The sequence below is a fragment of the Mycobacterium sp. genome, from assembly GCF_052144515.1.
GTDB lineage: Bacteria > Actinomycetota > Actinomycetes > Mycobacteriales > Mycobacteriaceae > Mycobacterium.
In genome coordinates, this window is the sequence record NZ_JBKQQD010000567.1 from 1 (window position 1) to 16,453 (window position 16,453).

Sequence of the window (16,453 nt, forward strand, 5' to 3'; positions counted from 1 at the left end):
CCGCCGCGACCGCCTACGAGCAGGCCGGCGTCGGCCCGAACGACCTCAACCTGGTCGAGCTGCACGACTGCTTCGCCACCGCCGAACTCGTGCACTACGACAATCTGATGCTGTGCGACGAGGGCGGTGCCGCCGACTTCTTCAACTCCGGCGCCACCTGGCGCGACGGCTCGACACCGGTCAACGTCTCGGGCGGGCTGCAGTCCAAGGGCCACCCCATCGCGGCCACCGGCATCGCCAACATCTGGGAGATCTGCCACCACCTGCGTGGCGAGGCCGGCGACCGCCAGATCGCCAAAGCCAAAGTCGGCCTGGCCCACGTGATCGGCCTGGGCTCGGCCTGCGGCGTCCACATCCTGGAAAAGTCAGCCGCCTAGCCCGGACACCGCGTCGGCGTGCTCGCCGGCGGCCTCGCGGTCGGTGGTGTTGCGAACGAACGTCAGGAATCGGTCGATGGCCTCGACGGTCGCCGCGGTGCGGGCGGTCGGCAGCACATCGAAGGAGTGCTGGGCGCCGGGAAGTTCCGCATAGGCGACCGGGTTGCGCGAGACCGCACGCAGCGCGTCGGCGAAGGCACGCGCCTGCTCGTGATTGGTGAAGGTGTCGATGCCGCCGTGAATGACGAAGATCGGCGGCGCGTCGGGCCGCAGCTGTGACAGGGGTGAACCCTGGTCCCACACCTCGTACGCCTCGTGCTGCGGCGCCCCGATCACGATCCGGCTCAAGAACTCCTCCTGCTGCGCGGGTGAGTCACCCGCGCGATCGAGGAGGTCGTACACGCCATAGAGGGGAACGGCCGCGCGCACCGAGGTATCGGCGTCTTCGAAACCCGGCTGAAAGACGGGGTCGTTGGCGGTCAGCGCCGCCAACGCGGACAGGTGCCCCCCGGCCGAGCCACCCGCCAGCACGATGAAATCGGGATCGCCTCCGTGGTCCGCGATTTCGCGTTTGACCCAGGCGATCGCCCGCTTGACGTCGATGATGTGCGCCGGCCATCGCGCGGCAGGCGCCAGTGAATAATTGATCGCCACACACACCCAACCGCGCTCCGCCATGTGCGCCATCAGCGGATAGCCCTGACCCCGTTTGCTGCCTTTCGTCCATGCGCTGCCGTGAATTTGGATGAGCACCGGCGACCGCGCGTCGAGCGGCAGATCGTTGCGCCGCCAGATATCCAGGTGATTGCGTTTTCCGAAGTCTCCGTAGGACAAATCCTCCCGGTGCAGATATCGGCTACGTTCGGTGAAGCGCGGAAACCAGATGTCGCGCAGGGAAAGTTGGGATTCGTCAGGGAGATCTGGCGGCAAGCGCTTTCGGTATCCCGCGCCTAGCGAACTCCGCAGACTCGCATCGAGAACATCAGCGGCGCGCAGCGCGTCCCGCCGCGCCGCCCACAGCCCGTACCAAGCGCTGAGCGCAACCGCAAACCCCAGCACTCCCCGCGGAGTGCGCAGCGCGCCCCGACCGACAAGCCCTGCGGCCGAGGTTGCCTGGGCTACGAGGACGTGCATCGGGAACTCGCTGACCACAAGGCTGACTACGGTGAGCGGGACGACGCCGGCGGCAGAGGCGAGGCCGGGCAGTGGGCGTGCCAGCAACCGGGTGGGGCGTCGGGACCGCGCCACACCCGCGATCAGCGCCCAGAATGCGGCGCGGCGCAACAACGACCGTGCGGAAGACTCCGCGCGTTCCCCACTTGCATCCGACCACCGCGGTCGCAGTCTCATGCTTCACCAATAAAACTATGTTGACTATGTCGTCAAGGACGTTAGCCTAACCTCGCGCTTGCGACAAAGCTCCACTTTTCCGGGCGGCAACCGCCCCGGCCACGCCAGCGCGCCGCACCCGCCCTTCGCGAGATTGCCATTTGCGGTTTGGTCACTCTTCACACGCCCGGGCATCCGTTCTAATTGACCGGGTGACGCAGGACTCGAAGGAGGCAGCGGTGACGACGGTCGACGGGGACAAGCAAACCGAGTTCGATCACCATTCACCGGAGTATGCCGAGCACTCGACGGCCATCAACGCCGAGCTTCGTGCGCACTGCCCGGTGGCGCACAGCGATGCCCACGGCGGGTTCTGGGTGGTTACCCGGTATGAGGACGTCGTCCGGGTGGCCAAGGATGACGAGACATTCGCGTCGGGCCACACGGTGAACGGGGTGAGTCCGCTCGGGGTGACGATCCCACCGGCACCGGTCCCGCACTTCCCGATCGAGATGGATCCGCCGGAGTACACGCCGTACCGCAAGTTGCTGAATCCGATGTTCTCCCCCGCGGTGAGCGAAAGCTGGCACCCACGCATCAATCACTGGGTCGATGTTTGCCTCGACGAGGTGATCGAGACCGGCTCGATCGATCTGGTCGGTGACTTGGCGAATCCGGTTCCCGCGTTGTTCACCTCGGAATTCCTCGGCCTGCCGCTCGAAGACTGGCGGGAGTACGCCGACGTGATGCACGAGATGATCTACACCCCGCCGGTCGAACGGGACGAACTACTCAAGCGGTACTTCAGGCTGATCGGCGGAATTTTCGCAGTCGTCGCCGACCGCCGGGCCAACCCCCGTGACGATGCGATCAGTGCGCTGGTCAAAGCCGAGGTCAACGGAAAGCCGATGCCCGACGAGATGATCGCGTCCATCATCAACCTCGTCGTCGTCGGCGGATACGACACGACGACCGGCGTCGCCGCGAATGCGCTGATCTACCTGGCCGACCACCCCGAGCAACGTCAACTTCTGATCGATGACCCGTCGCGAATTCCGCAGGCGTGCGAGGAGTTCCTGCGGTGCTTTACTCCACAGCAAGCCCTCGCGCGGACGGTGACCAAGCCGGTCACCCTCGGTGGCGTCGAGCTGCGGCCGGGCGAGCGCGTGCTCATGAGCTGGGCGTCGGCCAACCACGACGAAACCGTATTCGAGAACCCGGACGAGGTCATCCTCGCTCGATTCCCTAACCGCCACACCACTTTTGGCATCGGGATCCATCGCTGCCTCGGCTCGCACATCGCCAGGACAGAACTCGCCGCCATGGTCAGTCGCGTGCTGGAACGCCTGCCCGACTACACGGTCGATCATTCCAAGGCGGTGCGCTACCCGAGCATTGGCATCGTGAACGGCTGGATCACGGCGCCCGCGACGTTCACGCCCGGGCGTCGTCTCGGCGCCGAGCACCTTCCGGCGCCGGCTCGATCATAGAGCCCTGGCCTTACAGGACGAATTCGCGGTCGCGCATGTGCGCGGGCACGCGGGGGTCCCGTTCGTGGATCTCGTGTTCGGGCAGCGGGGCTTCGGAAATGACCGGAAGATAAGGCGCCGGGTCGGTCCCCCAGTTCCAGCGGCCGATTTCGGCGGCCGACCGGCGGCCGGACATGGCGCGCACGAATTCGAAGCGGTCGGCAACGACGCAACGCACGGCGCGACCATCGCCGATGATGGTGCCCCACTGCTCGACCGTCACGCGGAGCGGCGGCAGGCCCCTGGCCGCCGCGCGGTCGGAGAACCGTCCGGATAACTCGTCAAGCGCCACCTTGACCGACTCGTCGTCACGGGCCGCGGGGCGATTCAGCGCGGTGCGCAGATCGTGTTCGCACATCGCGGCATCGGCGATGTAGAAGCCGGCGACCGCGGGGTTTGCGCGGAGCACACCCTCCAGCTCGCCCGACGCCGACTTCCAGCGGTCGAGCAGCTCCGCGAGCGTCTGTGAGCGGGCCGCCTCCCCGGCGGAGGGAGGAAAGAGCGCGGCGGAATCCGGCGGCGATGCCGCAGTCCCGACGAGGTGGGCTACCACGTCGCGGACGGTGGCGCCGGGCGCCGTCGGTAACGGGGTGTTGGCGCCGCCCTCGGGAACGGAATTCAGCAGCTCGACGATGCGGCTACGGGTTTGGGCCCAAATCGCGCCATGGTCGCGATTCCCCGCCGGCGTCGTATCGGTTCGCACGCGCCCTCCCTTGGTCGAATCGGATTGAGGATAGAGACGTCCCGTCACGGCGTGGAAGTGCCGGTCGCGGTCGCCGGTGCAAATCCTGTTCTCAGCCGGCCCGGTCAAATCTGGCCGCAATAGTGCGACGATCGACACAGCGGGCGGGCAGCGTGTTCGCCACCGAATCTGCGAGCGACCAAAGGAACACCGATGTTCACATTGTTCAGCGTCGACGACCATATCGTGGAGCCGGCTCACGTGTGGGTGGACCGTGTGCCCGCGAAGTACCGCGACCGCGCCCCGCATGTGGTGGAAGTCGACGGTCGCCAGGTGTGGCAATGGGACGGCGGCCAGGAACTGACGATGGGCCTCAATGCCGTGGCGGGCAAGCCGCGCGAAGAGTGGGGCATGGAGCCCGCTCGGTTCGAAGACATGATTCCGGGCTGCTACCAACCCGAGGAACGTCGCAAGGACCTGTTGTCCAACGGAATCTTCGCCTCCGTGTCGTTCCCGACGTTGCCGGGCTTCGGCGGCCGCAAGTTCGCCACCTTCGACGACAAGGATCTGGCCCTGGCGTGCGTGCGGGCCTGGAACGACTACATGCTCGAGGAGTGGTGCGGCGCCGGACCGGACGTGTTCGTGCCCATGCACATCCTGCCGGTCTGGGACATCGACCTCGCCGTCCGGGAGCACGAGCGCTGTGTGGGTTTGGGCAGCAGAGCGATCTGCTTCATCGAGGACCCCCACCTCGTCGATCTGCCGAATTTCCACAATGGCTACTGGGAGCCGCTGTTCGCCGCCGCGGAGGCTGATGAGACGCCGATCTGCATGCACATCGGGTCCGGTGGGGCCGCGGTGTCGCTGGAGGGCGTCAACCCGATGACCGAGATCGCATCGGCGTTCGCCTATGCGATGCGCTCGTCGGTCAATCTCATGGTGAGCCCGCTGCTGCGGAAGTACCCCGACGCCAAGGTGGTCTGGTCGGAAGGCGGCATCGGCTGGATCCCCGCCGCACTGGAACGCGCCGACCGGCAGTGGGAACGTCACCAGTACTGGTCGCACGTGCAGAACGCGCATATCAAGCCGTCCGAGGTCGCGGAGCGCAGCATGTACTTCTGCATGATCGAGGAGCCGATCGGGATCAAGTATCGCCATGACTTCCGGGTCGACCGCATCCTGTGGGAATCCGACTACCCGCACGCCGACACTCCGTTCCCGAAGACGCAGGCGTCGGCGAAGGTCGTCTTCGACGGAATTCCCCAAAACGAAATCGATCTCATGACGCACAAGAACGCCGAGGAACTCTTCCGCTTCCCCCTGTCGCAAGAATTGATCGCTCAGTACCAGGCCTCGGCATAACCGCTCGGCGGCCCACGTCGCTTGCCGGCTGCGGAGTGCGACTTGACTGATGACATCCGACGTCGGCCTGCACGGGTCGCGAACTGAAAGGTGACCGCGGTGAGTCTGACTCTGCCGGAAGCTTTACCGCGCCCCCGGTTGATCATCGGAGCCGAAGAGGTCGAGTCGGGCGGGGGTGGGCGCTACGAGCACCGCTACCCCGGTTCGGGTGAGGTGCAGGCGGTGGTGCCGTTGGCCGGTCCGGCCGAGGTCGACGCCGCGGTGGCCGCCGCCAAAGCGGCCTTTCCGGGCTGGCGCGCCCTTCATCTCGACCGCCGGCGGGACATTCTGCTGGACATCGCGCGGCGCCTGCTCGCCGAGGGTAAGCGTTTCGCCGATATCGCCACCTATGAAATCGGCATCGCCAACCAGATGGCGGGCAGCAGCGCACAGATAGCCGCCGACTGGTTCACCTACTACGCAGGCTGGATCGGTAAGAGCGCCGGTGAGGTGATCCCGATTCCAGACGGCAGTGCGCTCGACTACACCCTGGATGAGCCGCTGGGCGTGATCGGCACCATCATCCCCTGGAACGGCCCGTTGGTGTCGATCGGCATGAAGGTGGCGCCCGCCCTGGCCGCGGGCAATTGCGTGGTGCTCAAGCCGCCGGAGAACGCGCCGTTCACCGCGCTGCGGTTCGCCGAAGTCGCGGCCGAGGCCGGCCTGCCGCCCGGGGTCCTCAATGTCATCGCCGGCACCGGCGACGCGGGCGCAGCGCTCTGTTCGCATCCCGGCGTCGACAAGATCACGTTCACCGGCGGCGGGGAGACCGCCCGGAAGGTGCTCAGCGCGGCGGGACAATCACTCAAGCCGGTGGTGCTGGAACTGGGCGGCAAATCGGCCAACATCGTGTTCCCCGACGCAGACCTGGCCACCGCGATCCAAATCGCGGTGTTCGGCGGCCTGGTCACCCTGTCGGGCCAGGGCTGCATGCTGCCCACCCGGCTGCTGGTGCACAACGACATCTACGACGACGTGGTCGCCGCGGTGGCCGGGGCCGCCGCGCAAATCCCGGTCGGCGACCCGTGGGACGCCGCCACCCTCATGGGGCCGTTGGCCAGCGACCCGCAGCTGGGCCGCGTGTCGGCGATGGTCGAGGCGGCCAAACGCGACCGCAGCGGCATCCTGCTCCACGGTGGCGAGCGGCTGACCGCGCTGGGCGGCGGGTATTTTTACGCCCCAACGGTTTTCGGCGACGTCGAGCCCGGCAGCGACCTGGCTCAGCACGAGGTCTTCGGCCCGGTGCTGTCGATCCTGCGGTTCAGCAGCGACGCGCAGGCCGTCGAGATCGCCAACGACACCGCCTACGGCCTGGCGTCGTATCTGCACACTAAAGATCTGCGCCGGGCACACACACTGGCCGCGGCCATGGACGCCGGTGGCGTGGCGATCAACGGGATGCCGGTCGTTCCCGCCGGGGTCCCCTTCGGCGGGGTCAAACAGAGCGGGTTCGGCCGTGAAGGCGGGCGGTGGGGACTGCGAGAGTTCCAGCGCGTCAAGAACGTCTACGTCAGCCTGGCCTAGGCCGGCTGCGGCCCAACTCCGTCCGTACCACCTTGCCGAGCGCGTTGCGCGGTAACGCCTGCATGATGACGAACTCGTCGGGAACCTTGCTGTGCGACAACAGCGCTCGAGCGTGCGCGCGCAATTGATCGGCATCGGCCGCAGTCCCGGGACGTGGCTCGACGAACGCAACGATCCGCTCACCGAGCCGGTCGTCGGGCTCGCCGACGACCGCCACCTCGCGAACGGTGTCGAGACCGCCCAGGACGGTTTCGATCTCGCCGGCGGTGACGTTGACACCGCCGCGGACGATCACCCCCGTCTCCCGGGCGTGGACGTACACGGCGCTGTCGGCGTCCAGCGAGCCGAAATCGCCGGTGGCCAGGCAGGTGCCCGTCGGCCGGGCCCGCATGCCGTCCTGGGTCCAGACCCAACGGGGTGGGCTGAAGAGCCCCGGCCACGGCCCGCCGGTGGCCGGGCAGACGTACAACCTGCCGCGATGGCCCGGACCGAGCACCTGCCCGCTCCCGTCCCGAACTTCAATCCTGATGTGGGGCAACGCAACGCCGCTAGATCCCGGGCGGTGGGGAGCGCCGGGCGCCTCCAGACACACCGCCCCTCCGGCTTCGGTCAGCCCGTATGAGCCGAGCACCCCGACGGCGAACTTTTCTTCGAAGCCGGCGCGCAGGCTCTCGGAGAGGTCCGCTCCCCCGCTGCCCGCCCACCGCAGCGAGCGCAGCGAGTCGGGTGAGATGCCGTCGTCGTGCACCAGGTCGTAGATCGTGGTGGGCACCAGCGCGCTCAGCATGGTGAGTTGGTCGCGCGCGCAAGCTTGGGCGACTCCACGCGCGCTGAGCTGGGTGAGTATCACGACGGTCGCCCCGGCCAGCAACGCGGCCATCGGCCCGACGACCATCACGTTGTGGATGCTGAGCGGCAGGATCGCCCCGACGCGATCATCCTCGCGGAACCGTGTCGCCGTCGCGGCGGCGGTCAGCGAGGCGCCGGCGCGCGTGTGGACCACCGGTCTGGCCGTCCCCGTAGTGCCACTGGTGAACGCAATGGCGCAGGGCAGGTCGGCCGCGGGCGGCCGATCCTGTAGCGGAGGCGAGGCGTCCCCGAGGATCGTCGGCAAGTCGACGACGTGCCAATCGCTCGGTTGGCCGACCGGATCCTCGACCACGACGAGCGCGGGCCGCACCAGGGCGCACAGCCGCTGCCGCTCTGCCTCGGGTGCTGCTGGGCTGATGCCGACCCAGACCGCACCAAGCAGCAGGCAGGCCAGGTACAGCTCGAGCGCGGCCGCCGAGTTGGGAACGATCACCACGACTCGGTCGCCCGCGGCCACGCCATGGCGGGCAAGCGCCGCGGCCCGGCGCCGAACCAGCGGCGCCAGTTCTGCGTATGACACGCTGCGCGTGGCGTCCCGCAGCGCCGTGCCGGATCGGTTAGAGGACTCGATCAGCCCCAGCACGTCGGGCGCGGCCGGCACGGAGGCGGCACCTGGGGCCGCACCTGGCGCCGACGGGGGACTCATTGGACCATCACACGTCCCGCGGCCGCATAACGCCAGTGCTCGACCGCAAAGCTGGTTCTCGGAATTCGAGGGGCCCGACACTGCAGGCGCTACAGTGTGACCTGTACCTGAGCATTAGGGAGACCTAGGCGATGACCATGGCCGGTCACGAGCGGCGATCCCCAGCCCGTTCCGCGGACGAAGGCCCCGCCGGTGAAATCCCGGACGCCGCCACCCCGGATGCCTGCGAAGCGGACAATACCGATCCCGAGCGCGAGCGGCTGCTCAGCGCGGCGATGCAGGTGCTGGAACGCAGCGGCTGGTGGGGGTTCAAGGTCGAAAGCGTCCTCAGGCAGGCGAACCTGTCGACCCGCAGCTTCTACCGGCACTTCGAGAAGAAGACCGACCTGCTGCTGGCGCTGCTCGAGATGGAGCTCGGCCGCGCCGCGGTGGCGCTGCGAAAACGCACCGTTGCCGCCGATAGCCCGGCGGACAAGGTGCGCACCTATATCGCCGCCACCATCGACATGGCGTACCGCGAAGATCTGGTCAAGCCGTCATCGCTGTTCGCCTCCCACTGGCGAGAACTGTTGCCGGAGTATCCCGAGGCGATCCATCGCTGCACCGAGACTCTCATCGCCCCGTTGGCCGAGGCGATCGAATCAGGCGTTGCCCGTGGTGAATTCACCTCTTCGGATCCGCTCGCGGACGCCCGGGCGATCTTCTATCTGGTTGCGGGCATCACCGCAGACCAGGCGACCCTGGGCGGCGCCACACCGCGCGAGGAAATCGAGCACATGGTGCTGCCGTTCATCGACCGCGCCATCGGCCTGCGGTAGTTCTTGCCGATATCAACCATGCGGAGGTTCACGCCGCCCCGCAGCTGAAATTTCCGTTCTCACCCAACGGTGCCAATTCCGGCAGGGAATCCCGCCATGCTGGTTGCCGATGGACGTCAGGAGAGAAAGGGGTGCCGACAGTGAGTCGACGGGGCCGGGTTGCGGGAAAGGTCGTGCTGATCACCGGAGCCGGTGTGGGACAGGGCCGCTCCCATGCCCAGCTGTTGGCCGAGGAGGGGGCCGACATCGTCGCCATCGACGTGTGCGCCCAGACCAGCAAACGGGTCCGTTATCCGGCGGCGACGCCGGAGGATCTCGAGCGCACCCGGGAGCTGGTCGAGAAGGCGGGCGGGCGCTGCCTGACCATCCGGGCCGACGTCCGCGATGCGGCTGCGATGGACGCAGCCGCGGCACAAGCGGTCGAGCAGTTCGGCCGACTTGACGCGGTAATCGCGAATGCCGGTGTCATCACGTTCCATCCCGAGGGCTCGTTGGGCATTTCGCCGGAGATCTTCGACCTCGTCGTCGACACCAATCTCAAGGGAGTTTTCAACACGATCCGGGCCACCGCGCCACACCTCATCGCCGCCGGCGGTGGATCGATGGTGTTGACCAGTTCGGTGGCCGGCATCAAGGGCCAGGTGCCCTACGCCCATTACGTGGCCAGCAAGCACGGCGTCGTCGGACTGATGAAGGCGTTCGCCAACGAACTTGGCCCACAACGGATCCGGGTGAACACGATCCATCCCACCGGGGTCAACTCCGCGATGGGCTCCGATCCGAGCGTTCCCGAAGTCGCCGCCGCGCAACCCTTGTTCGTGCCGGGCGCGACGAATGTCCTGCCCGACCTCGACACCCCGGTCGGCGAGGAGTACGTGCCGATCGGCGCCATCGAACCCGGGGAGGTGTCAAAGACCGTGCTGTTCCTGATCTCCGACGACTCGCGGTACATCACCGGGGTTCAGCTGCCCGTCGACGCGGGCAGCACGAACAAGCCGTGAGGTCCGGCGCGGTGGAGCAGGAGTCGCTCGAACAGTTCCGGACCCGGGTGCGCGGCTGGTGTGAGGAGCAGGTTCCCAAGGGCTGGCGCGAGACCCAGGCAGACGCCGACGACGAAGCGGTGGTCGCTTTTCAACGTGAGTGGCGCGCGACATTGGAGTCGGGCGGTTTCCTGGCGCCGCACTGGCCGAAGAGTATGGGCGGCTGCGACATGCCGCTGCCTCAACAGGCCATCCTGGCCGAAGAGCTGGCGCGGGCCGACGCACCGCGGCTGGGGCTCTACCAGGTCGCGATCAACAACGCCGCTCCGGCCATCCTGCACTTCGGCACCGACGAGCAAAAGAATCGTTTCCTCCCCGGGATCCGCAACGGCGAGGTGTGGTGCCAGGGGTTCTCGGAGCCGGGCGCCGGTTCGGACCTCGCGTCTTTGGCCACCCGGGCGGACCGCCGCGGCGACGTATACGTGCTCAATGGCCAGAAAATCTGGACCAGTTGGGCCAAGCACGCCGACTGGTGCTTCATCCTCGTGCGCACCGACCGCGACGCCCCGAAGCGGCGAGGCATCAGCTATCTCCTGATGGACATGCGCAGCCCGGGCATCACCGTGCGGCCCATCAAACAAGCCACCGGCGCCGCCGAGTTCTGCGAGCTGTTCCTCAACGACGTCGAAGTGCCGGTGGCCAATCTGCTCGGTCCGGAGAACCAAGGCTGGCAGGTTGCCGCGACGACCCTCGCATCGGAGCGCGGCATCGCCATCCTCGAGCTCGCCGAACGGCTGCACCGCAACGGATTTCAGCACCTCGTCGATGGAGCCGCGGGCTGGACCATGGAGGACGGCTCACCGGTACTGGCCGACCCGGCGGTCCGGGAGCGGCTCGCCGGCTTCTACGGTGAGGTACAGATCCTGCGGGCGATGTGCCAGCGCCTGATCGAGTCCATGATGTCGCGCGGAGGGGTGGGCACCGAAGCCTCCATCATCAAGCTGTACTACAGCGAACTACTGCAGCGCTTGATGGATTACGCGACGCAATTGCAGGGACTGCCCGGCCAACTCCAATATTCGCTGCTGCTCTCCGCGGGTTGGGAAACCGGCAATTGGCTGGGCGATTTCCTGAACTCTTTCTCCTGGACGATCGCCGGCGGCTCCAACGAAATTCAGCGCAACATCATCGGCGAGCAGCGCCTCGGATTGCCGCGTGAGCCGCGCGCTCCGGGCGACAGCTAAGGAGACCACCGGTGAACGAACTCGACGACTTGCGTGACATGGTCCGCAACCTGCTCGATGATCGAGCCTCGTCGGAGCGGGTGCGCACCGCGCTGGCGACCCCCCAGGGTTACGACATCGAGCTGTGGCACACCGCCGCCGAGCTGGATCTCCTCGGTCTGCTGGTGCCCGAGGAGTTCGATGGTGTGGGAGCGGGTCTTGCGGAGATTGCCGTGGTGCTGCACGAATTGGGGCGCCGCACAGTACCTTTGCCACTCATCGCCAGCGCGGTCCTGGCCCCGACGGCCCTGCTCGGCGGTGAGAACCGCGCGCTGGCCGCCCAGATGCTGCCGGCCCTGGTGACCGGGGAGCGCCGCGCCGCTGTGATCGTAGGCGGCCCCGAAGGCCAGCTGCCACAGACGAACTGGGCCCTCAAGTGGGCCCGGCGAAACGGGCGGTTCGTCATCGACGGTGTGGCTGGCTTTGTACTCGACGCACCGGGTGCCGATGACCTCATCGTCGCCGCCCGCGGCGAGGACGGGGTGCTCATCGCCGCCGTTGACGCCCGGGAGGCCACGGTCACCCCCGCGGCCAGCACCGACCAGACCCGCAGGCTCGGCACGGTGACGTTCGACGGCGTCGCGGTGCCGGCGGCCCGAGTGCTGGCCATCGCCGACGCCGCCGACGCTTTGGTCGCCCGGGTGCAGTCGGCGGCAGCGTTTGCGATCGCGTGCGACGCGGTGGGCGTGGCCGAGCGAACCATGGAGCAGACCGCGGCGTATGCGCAGGTGCGCCAGCAGTTCGGCCGACCGATCGGTTCCTTCCAGGCGATCAAGCACAAGTGCGCCGATATGGCGGTGGCCGTCGAGTGCAGCCGGGCCGGCATTACTCTGGCGCTCGACGCCCTGTGCCGGCCACCGGACGAGCAGGATGACGGCGCGGCGGCGGTGGCGGTTTCGTCCGCCAAGGCGTACGCGTGCGACGCGGCCGTTCGGGTCTGCACCGACGCGGTGCAGGCACACGGCGGAATCGGCTTCACGTGGGAACACGACGCGCATCTGTGGCTCAAGCGGGCCCTGCTCGACCGGGCCCTCTTCGGGTCGCCGTCCTGGCATCGCCGTCGAGTCGCCGCCGCGGTGCTGCCCGCAGAAACGGCACTCGGCGCCGGGTAGCTGGCCGCGGGCGGCTACCGCCACTGCCAGTGCGGAGGTCGGCGCTCGAGGAACGCCCGGCGCGCCTCGGCGGAGTCCTGCAGGGCGAGCAGCCGGTTGGTGTAGTCCTGCTCGATTCGGTAACCCTCGTGCACCGGCAGGTCCTCGGTGCGGTCCATGGCCTGCTTAGCCATCCGCAGGGCGAGGGGGCTCTTCGCGGCCAGTTCGCTCGCCACCCGCTGCACGGTGGCTTCCAGCTCGGCATGTGGCACGACGTAGGCGATTCCCCCGTAGCCGGCCATCTCGTGGGCGTCGACAATGCGGCCGGACAAATAGAGTTCGCGAGCGCGCATGGGGCCGACCATTCGACGAAGGTGTGCGCTCGCACCGAGCAGTCCGACGTTGATCTCGGTGGTCCCGAACCGGGCTCGCTCGCTGGCGACCACGATGTCGCTCAACGCCGCAAAGGACAGTCCGCCACCGATCGCCGGCCCGTCAACCGCGGCGACGACGGGCACCGCGCAGTGGGCCAGCGCCTCCAGCGCCCGGCGAGCCACGGTGCCCCGGTCTACCGCCTCGGCCGGACCGATTTCCCGCTCGGCGTCGATCTCTTTGAGGTCGGCCCCGGCGATGAAGGCCTTCTCACCGCCGGTCCGGAACACCGCGACCGAAACCCGTTGGTTTTCCAAAGATTCGAATGCGAAAGCTATCTCCCCGAGGGCCTGGCGGTTCAGCGCGTTGACCGGCGGCCTCGAGAAAGTCACCGTCGCGATTGATCCCTCGACGACCGTTTCGACCAATTCCATGAAGCACTCCCATGCTCGCTACGTGGACTTCTCCAGGCGCCAACCGGCGCGCGCCAGCACCAGTCGATGGCGCTCACCAGGGGCCGTGGCGTCGGCGGTGTCGTATCCCGCATCACCGTGCCAGAGCACGACACGGCATTCGTCGGTCGCCCCCAGTCGGCTCTCGTAGCTCTCGACCGGGGTCCGATTGATGCCTTCGATGGCGGCCGCGCAGCAGGAGTAGTCGTTCAGGAAGTGCAGCGTCATCCACGTGGGCGGCAGCAACAAGAACTCGCGCCGGGCGTGTGCGCTCAAGGCGTCGCCGGGGCGCAGCCAGCGGTAGTCGATGATTTCGGCACCGTCGACGGTCACCTGCGTGCGCTCGGGGGCGCGCCCGAACAGCATCCACGTCACGAACCGTTTCGGTACCTCCATACCCGGGGTCCACCTGGCCACGGGATACAAGTCCGTTGCGCCCACATCGATCCCGGCCTCCTCAGCGGTTTCCCTTACGGCCGCCCGCCTGGCCGCCTCCAGGCTGTCAAACGGATGACCAACGGCGTCGGCGGGATCGACCCGCCCGCCCGGGAACACCCACGCTCCCGCAGCGAACGAGGCATCGCGGGTGCGCCTTAGCATCAGCACCTCCATGCCTGCCGCCAGGTCGCGACCCAATGCCACCGTCGCAGCGGGCACCGCTGAGGAGTCGCTCACCGCGGGGGCATCGCCGGGTCGTAGGGCAGACCGAGAACCTGCTCTGCGACGGTGTTGCGCTGGATCTCGGAGGTGCCGGTGCCGATGGTGGAGGCCCGGGTCCGCAGGAATCCCCATACCCAGCGCCCCCGTTCGACGCTGTGCGCGTCGCCGCGACCCAGCGTCCCGTAACTTCCGAGCAGGTCAACGGCGAACTCGTGCAGGTCCTGCTCGAAGGCGGTGATGAACAGCCGCGACGTGGACGCGCCGGGGCCGGGTTCGCCCTTGGCCAGGATAGACTCGATGGTCCGCATGCCCTGGTAACCCATGATGCGCACGCGAATCTCGAAGTCCGCCAGCCGATCTCGCACGATCGGATCGCTGGTGGCGCCCCGCGACCTGGCCAATTCGATCAGTTCGGTCAAGACCCGGCGGTACATGGCGGCCTGGTTCATGGTGCCCGCCGCCCGTTCGTGACCGAGGCTGGTCCGCACCAGGCGCCAGCCGTCGTTTTCCTCGCCGATACGGTTGCTCACCGGCACCCGCGCGTCCTCGAAGAAAATCTCGGAGAAGTCTGCGCCTCCGGTGATGTCCCGCAGCGGGCGGATGGTCACCCCGGGCGCGTGGGCGTCGATCAGGAGGTAGCTGATCCCCTTGGCGCGAGACTCGCGTGATCCGGTCCGCACCAGGGTGAAGAGGATGTCGGCGATGTCCGCGGCGGTGTTCCACACCTTCTGCCCGTTGACGACGTATTCATCGCCGTCCCGCCGCGCCGTGGCGCGCAGCGCCGGCAAATCCGACCCGGCTTCCGGTTCGGAGAATCCCTGCGCCCACACCGTGTCCCCGCGCAGCATGGACGGCAGGAACCGGCGCTTCTGTTCCTCGGAGCCGTGGGTAATCAGGGTGGGCCCCACGATGCCCAGACCGGTGCCGAGCGGCCCGGGGACGCGGGCGCGTACGTATTCCTCTTGGTAGATGATCTGGCGGGCGAACGGCAGATCCATCCCGCCGTATTCGCGGGGCCAACTCGGTCCGGCGAAACCCGCGTCGTAGAGCTTGGCCAGCCACGCCTTCTGCCACGCGAGGCGTTCGGCGGGATCCTTCGGTCGCCGGCCGGGGTGCTGGTCGCTCAGCCAGGAGCGCAGGGCCGCCCGGAATTCCTCGTCGGTGTCGGACGCAGCGGCTCGCACGCCGGGCATGTCCGCATCTGCGATCACTTCGGTCACGTCAGACTCCACTTTTCAGATGCCCACCAGCTCGGCGATCCGGGCCCGGTGCACCGAGGGCGCCCCGAAGAGCAGCTCAGAGGTCTTGGCGCGCTTCAGATACAGATGGGCGTCGTGCTCCCAGGTGAAGCCGATGCCGCCGTGAATCTGGATGTTCTCCTTGGCCGCGTGGGTGTAGGCGGCCGAACAGCACGCCGAGACCAGCGATGCGCAGATCGCGAATTCCTCCTCGGCGGAGGCGTCGTCCGAGGCGTTGTCGGCCGCGTCGGTGGTCAGTGATGCGGCGTAGAGCACGGCGGCCTTGGCGGATTCGATGTCGAGCAGGACGTCGGCACACTTGTGCTTGATCGCTTGGAACGATCCGATCGGCCGATTGAACTGCACGCGGAACTTGGCGTATTCGACCGCGGCATCAAGGCAGGCCTGCGCACCACCGACCTGTTCGGCGGCCAGCGCGACGTTCGCCACGTCGATCGCCTTGCGCAAAAACGATGTGGCGTCTCCGCGGGGTCCGATCCGCTGGCCGCGGCAGTCTTGCAGGTCCACGCGGGCCAGCCGCCGCGTCGGGTCCAGCGCGTCCAGGCGCGTGGTGGTGAGTCCCGGGGTGTCTCCGTCGACGGCGAACAGGCCGAGCCCGTCGTCCGCGCGGGCGATGACCAGGATGACCTCGGCGGTCTGGCCGTCGATGACGAACATCTTCGTTCCGGACAAACGCCACACACCGTCGAAGCGCTTCGCCGAGGTGGTGATGTCGGGCAGGTTCCAGGAGCCGTTCTCGTCGCAGATCGCCAAGGTGGCGGTCAACTCGCCTTGAGCGATGCCCGGGAGGTATCGGCGGCACGCCTCGTCGTCCCCGCTAGCGAGCAGCGTTTGCGCGGCGAGGCCGATCGTGGAGAAAAACGGCGCGGCGAGCAGGCTGCGGCCCATCTCTTCGAAGACCACGACGAGTTCGGTCAGTCCGTACCCCGCTCCGCCGTACCGCTCGGGCAGCGCGAGGCCGTGCAATCCCAGTTGCGTGGCCATCTGACGCCACAACTCCGGGTCATAACCTGTGTCAGAATCCATCCAACGCCTTACCGCCTCCCTCGGCGCCTTTTCGGCCAGGAACCCCCGCACCAGATCGCGGAGTTCCTCCTGCGCGTCGGTCAACGTGATGCCCATGCAAGCCTCCGGATCCAGACTGTCTTCGGCTGTTTGGTCTCCCGCAACTCTGGATCAG

General features: G+C 67.7%; 15 protein-coding genes. 8 read left to right on the forward strand and 7 right to left on the reverse strand.

The genetic code is table 11. The features are described from left to right. Window positions 1-377: thiolase C-terminal domain-containing protein (locus tag ACLP9N_RS39050; RefSeq protein ID WP_442412402.1), on the forward strand; the 377-nt coding region annotated here is incomplete at its 5' end. Here ACLP9N_RS39050 and ACLP9N_RS39055 read toward each other — a convergent pair. Further along, the gene (locus ACLP9N_RS39055; RefSeq protein WP_442412403.1) at window positions 366-1,727 is read right to left on the reverse strand and encodes an alpha/beta hydrolase fold domain-containing protein; all 1,362 of its coding nucleotides are present in this window, start codon (window positions 1,725-1,727) and stop codon (window positions 366-368) included. The two genes, ACLP9N_RS39050 and ACLP9N_RS39055, sit on opposite strands and share 12 nt — an antisense overlap. Before the next feature lie 218 nt (window positions 1,728-1,945). On the opposite strand from ACLP9N_RS39055, the gene ACLP9N_RS39060 reads away from it, so the two are divergent. Next, window positions 1,946-3,196: a cytochrome P450 gene (locus tag ACLP9N_RS39060; protein ID WP_442412404.1), complete on the forward strand. Its 1,251-nt coding sequence runs from the start codon at window positions 1,946-1,948 to the stop codon at window positions 3,194-3,196. 10 nt (window positions 3,197-3,206) lie between these two features. Here the strand turns inward: ACLP9N_RS39060 and ACLP9N_RS39065 are convergent, their stop codons facing one another. Further along, window positions 3,207-3,938 (reverse strand): maleylpyruvate isomerase N-terminal domain-containing protein, encoded by a 732-nt coding sequence (locus ACLP9N_RS39065; protein WP_442412405.1) that lies wholly within the window; start codon window positions 3,936-3,938, stop codon window positions 3,207-3,209. Between the two features lie 192 nt (window positions 3,939-4,130). On the opposite strand from ACLP9N_RS39065, the gene ACLP9N_RS39070 reads away from it, so the two are divergent. Then, window positions 4,131-5,279 (forward strand): amidohydrolase family protein, encoded by a 1,149-nt coding sequence (locus tag ACLP9N_RS39070; RefSeq protein WP_442412406.1) that lies wholly within the window; start codon window positions 4,131-4,133, stop codon window positions 5,277-5,279. Window positions 5,280-5,378: 99 nt separating this feature from the next. Beyond that, complete coding sequence (locus tag ACLP9N_RS39075) at window positions 5,379-6,842, forward strand: aldehyde dehydrogenase family protein (RefSeq protein WP_442412407.1); 1,464 nt, start codon at window positions 5,379-5,381, stop codon at window positions 6,840-6,842. Here the strand turns inward: ACLP9N_RS39075 and ACLP9N_RS39080 are convergent. Further along, window positions 6,829-8,358, reverse strand: a complete 1,530-nt coding sequence (locus tag ACLP9N_RS39080; protein WP_442412408.1) for a class I adenylate-forming enzyme family protein — start codon at window positions 8,356-8,358, stop codon at window positions 6,829-6,831. The two genes, ACLP9N_RS39075 and ACLP9N_RS39080, sit on opposite strands and share 14 nt — an antisense overlap. A gap of 137 nt (window positions 8,359-8,495) precedes the next feature. On the opposite strand from ACLP9N_RS39080, the gene ACLP9N_RS39085 reads away from it, so the two are divergent. The 4 genes from ACLP9N_RS39085 (at window position 8,496) to ACLP9N_RS39100 (ending at window position 12,551) form a co-directional block, all read left to right on the forward strand. Continuing rightward, on the forward strand, window positions 8,496-9,176 hold the full coding sequence (locus ACLP9N_RS39085; protein ID WP_442412409.1) for a TetR/AcrR family transcriptional regulator: 681 nt from the start codon (window positions 8,496-8,498) through the stop codon (window positions 9,174-9,176). A gap of 140 nt (window positions 9,177-9,316) precedes the next feature. After that, complete coding sequence (locus tag ACLP9N_RS39090; protein WP_442412410.1) at window positions 9,317-10,177, forward strand: mycofactocin-coupled SDR family oxidoreductase; 861 nt, start codon at window positions 9,317-9,319, stop codon at window positions 10,175-10,177. Continuing rightward, entirely contained in the window at window positions 10,174-11,400 is a 1,227-nt protein-coding gene (locus ACLP9N_RS39095) for an acyl-CoA dehydrogenase family protein (RefSeq protein ID WP_442412411.1), read from the forward strand. The genes ACLP9N_RS39090 and ACLP9N_RS39095 overlap by 4 nt, the downstream gene beginning before the upstream one ends. Window positions 11,401-11,411: 11 nt before the next feature. Beyond that, entirely contained in the window at window positions 11,412-12,551 is a 1,140-nt protein-coding gene (locus tag ACLP9N_RS39100; RefSeq protein ID WP_442412412.1) for an acyl-CoA dehydrogenase family protein, read from the forward strand. 14 nt (window positions 12,552-12,565) lie between these two features. Here the strand turns inward: ACLP9N_RS39100 and ACLP9N_RS39105 are convergent, their stop codons facing one another. Genes ACLP9N_RS39105 through ACLP9N_RS39120 form a run of 4 tightly spaced genes read right to left on the reverse strand, consistent with a single transcriptional unit; the run spans window position 12,566 to window position 16,395 of the window. Continuing rightward, complete coding sequence (locus tag ACLP9N_RS39105) at window positions 12,566-13,336, reverse strand: enoyl-CoA hydratase-related protein (protein WP_442412413.1); 771 nt, start codon at window positions 13,334-13,336, stop codon at window positions 12,566-12,568. Window positions 13,337-13,354: 18 nt separating this feature from the next. Further along, window positions 13,355-14,029 carry an NUDIX hydrolase gene (locus ACLP9N_RS39110; protein ID WP_442412414.1) on the reverse strand — a complete coding sequence of 225 codons (675 nt, stop codon included), beginning with the start codon at window positions 14,027-14,029 and terminating at the stop codon, window positions 13,355-13,357. Continuing rightward, window positions 14,026-15,234: an acyl-CoA dehydrogenase family protein gene (locus ACLP9N_RS39115; protein WP_442412415.1), complete on the reverse strand. Its 1,209-nt coding sequence runs from the start codon at window positions 15,232-15,234 to the stop codon at window positions 14,026-14,028. Before ACLP9N_RS39115 ends, ACLP9N_RS39110 begins: the two co-directional genes overlap by 4 nt. A gap of 15 nt (window positions 15,235-15,249) precedes the next feature. Next, window positions 15,250-16,395, reverse strand: a complete 1,146-nt coding sequence (locus tag ACLP9N_RS39120) for an acyl-CoA dehydrogenase family protein (protein WP_442412416.1) — start codon at window positions 16,393-16,395, stop codon at window positions 15,250-15,252. Between the last annotated feature and the right edge of the window lie 58 nt (window positions 16,396-16,453).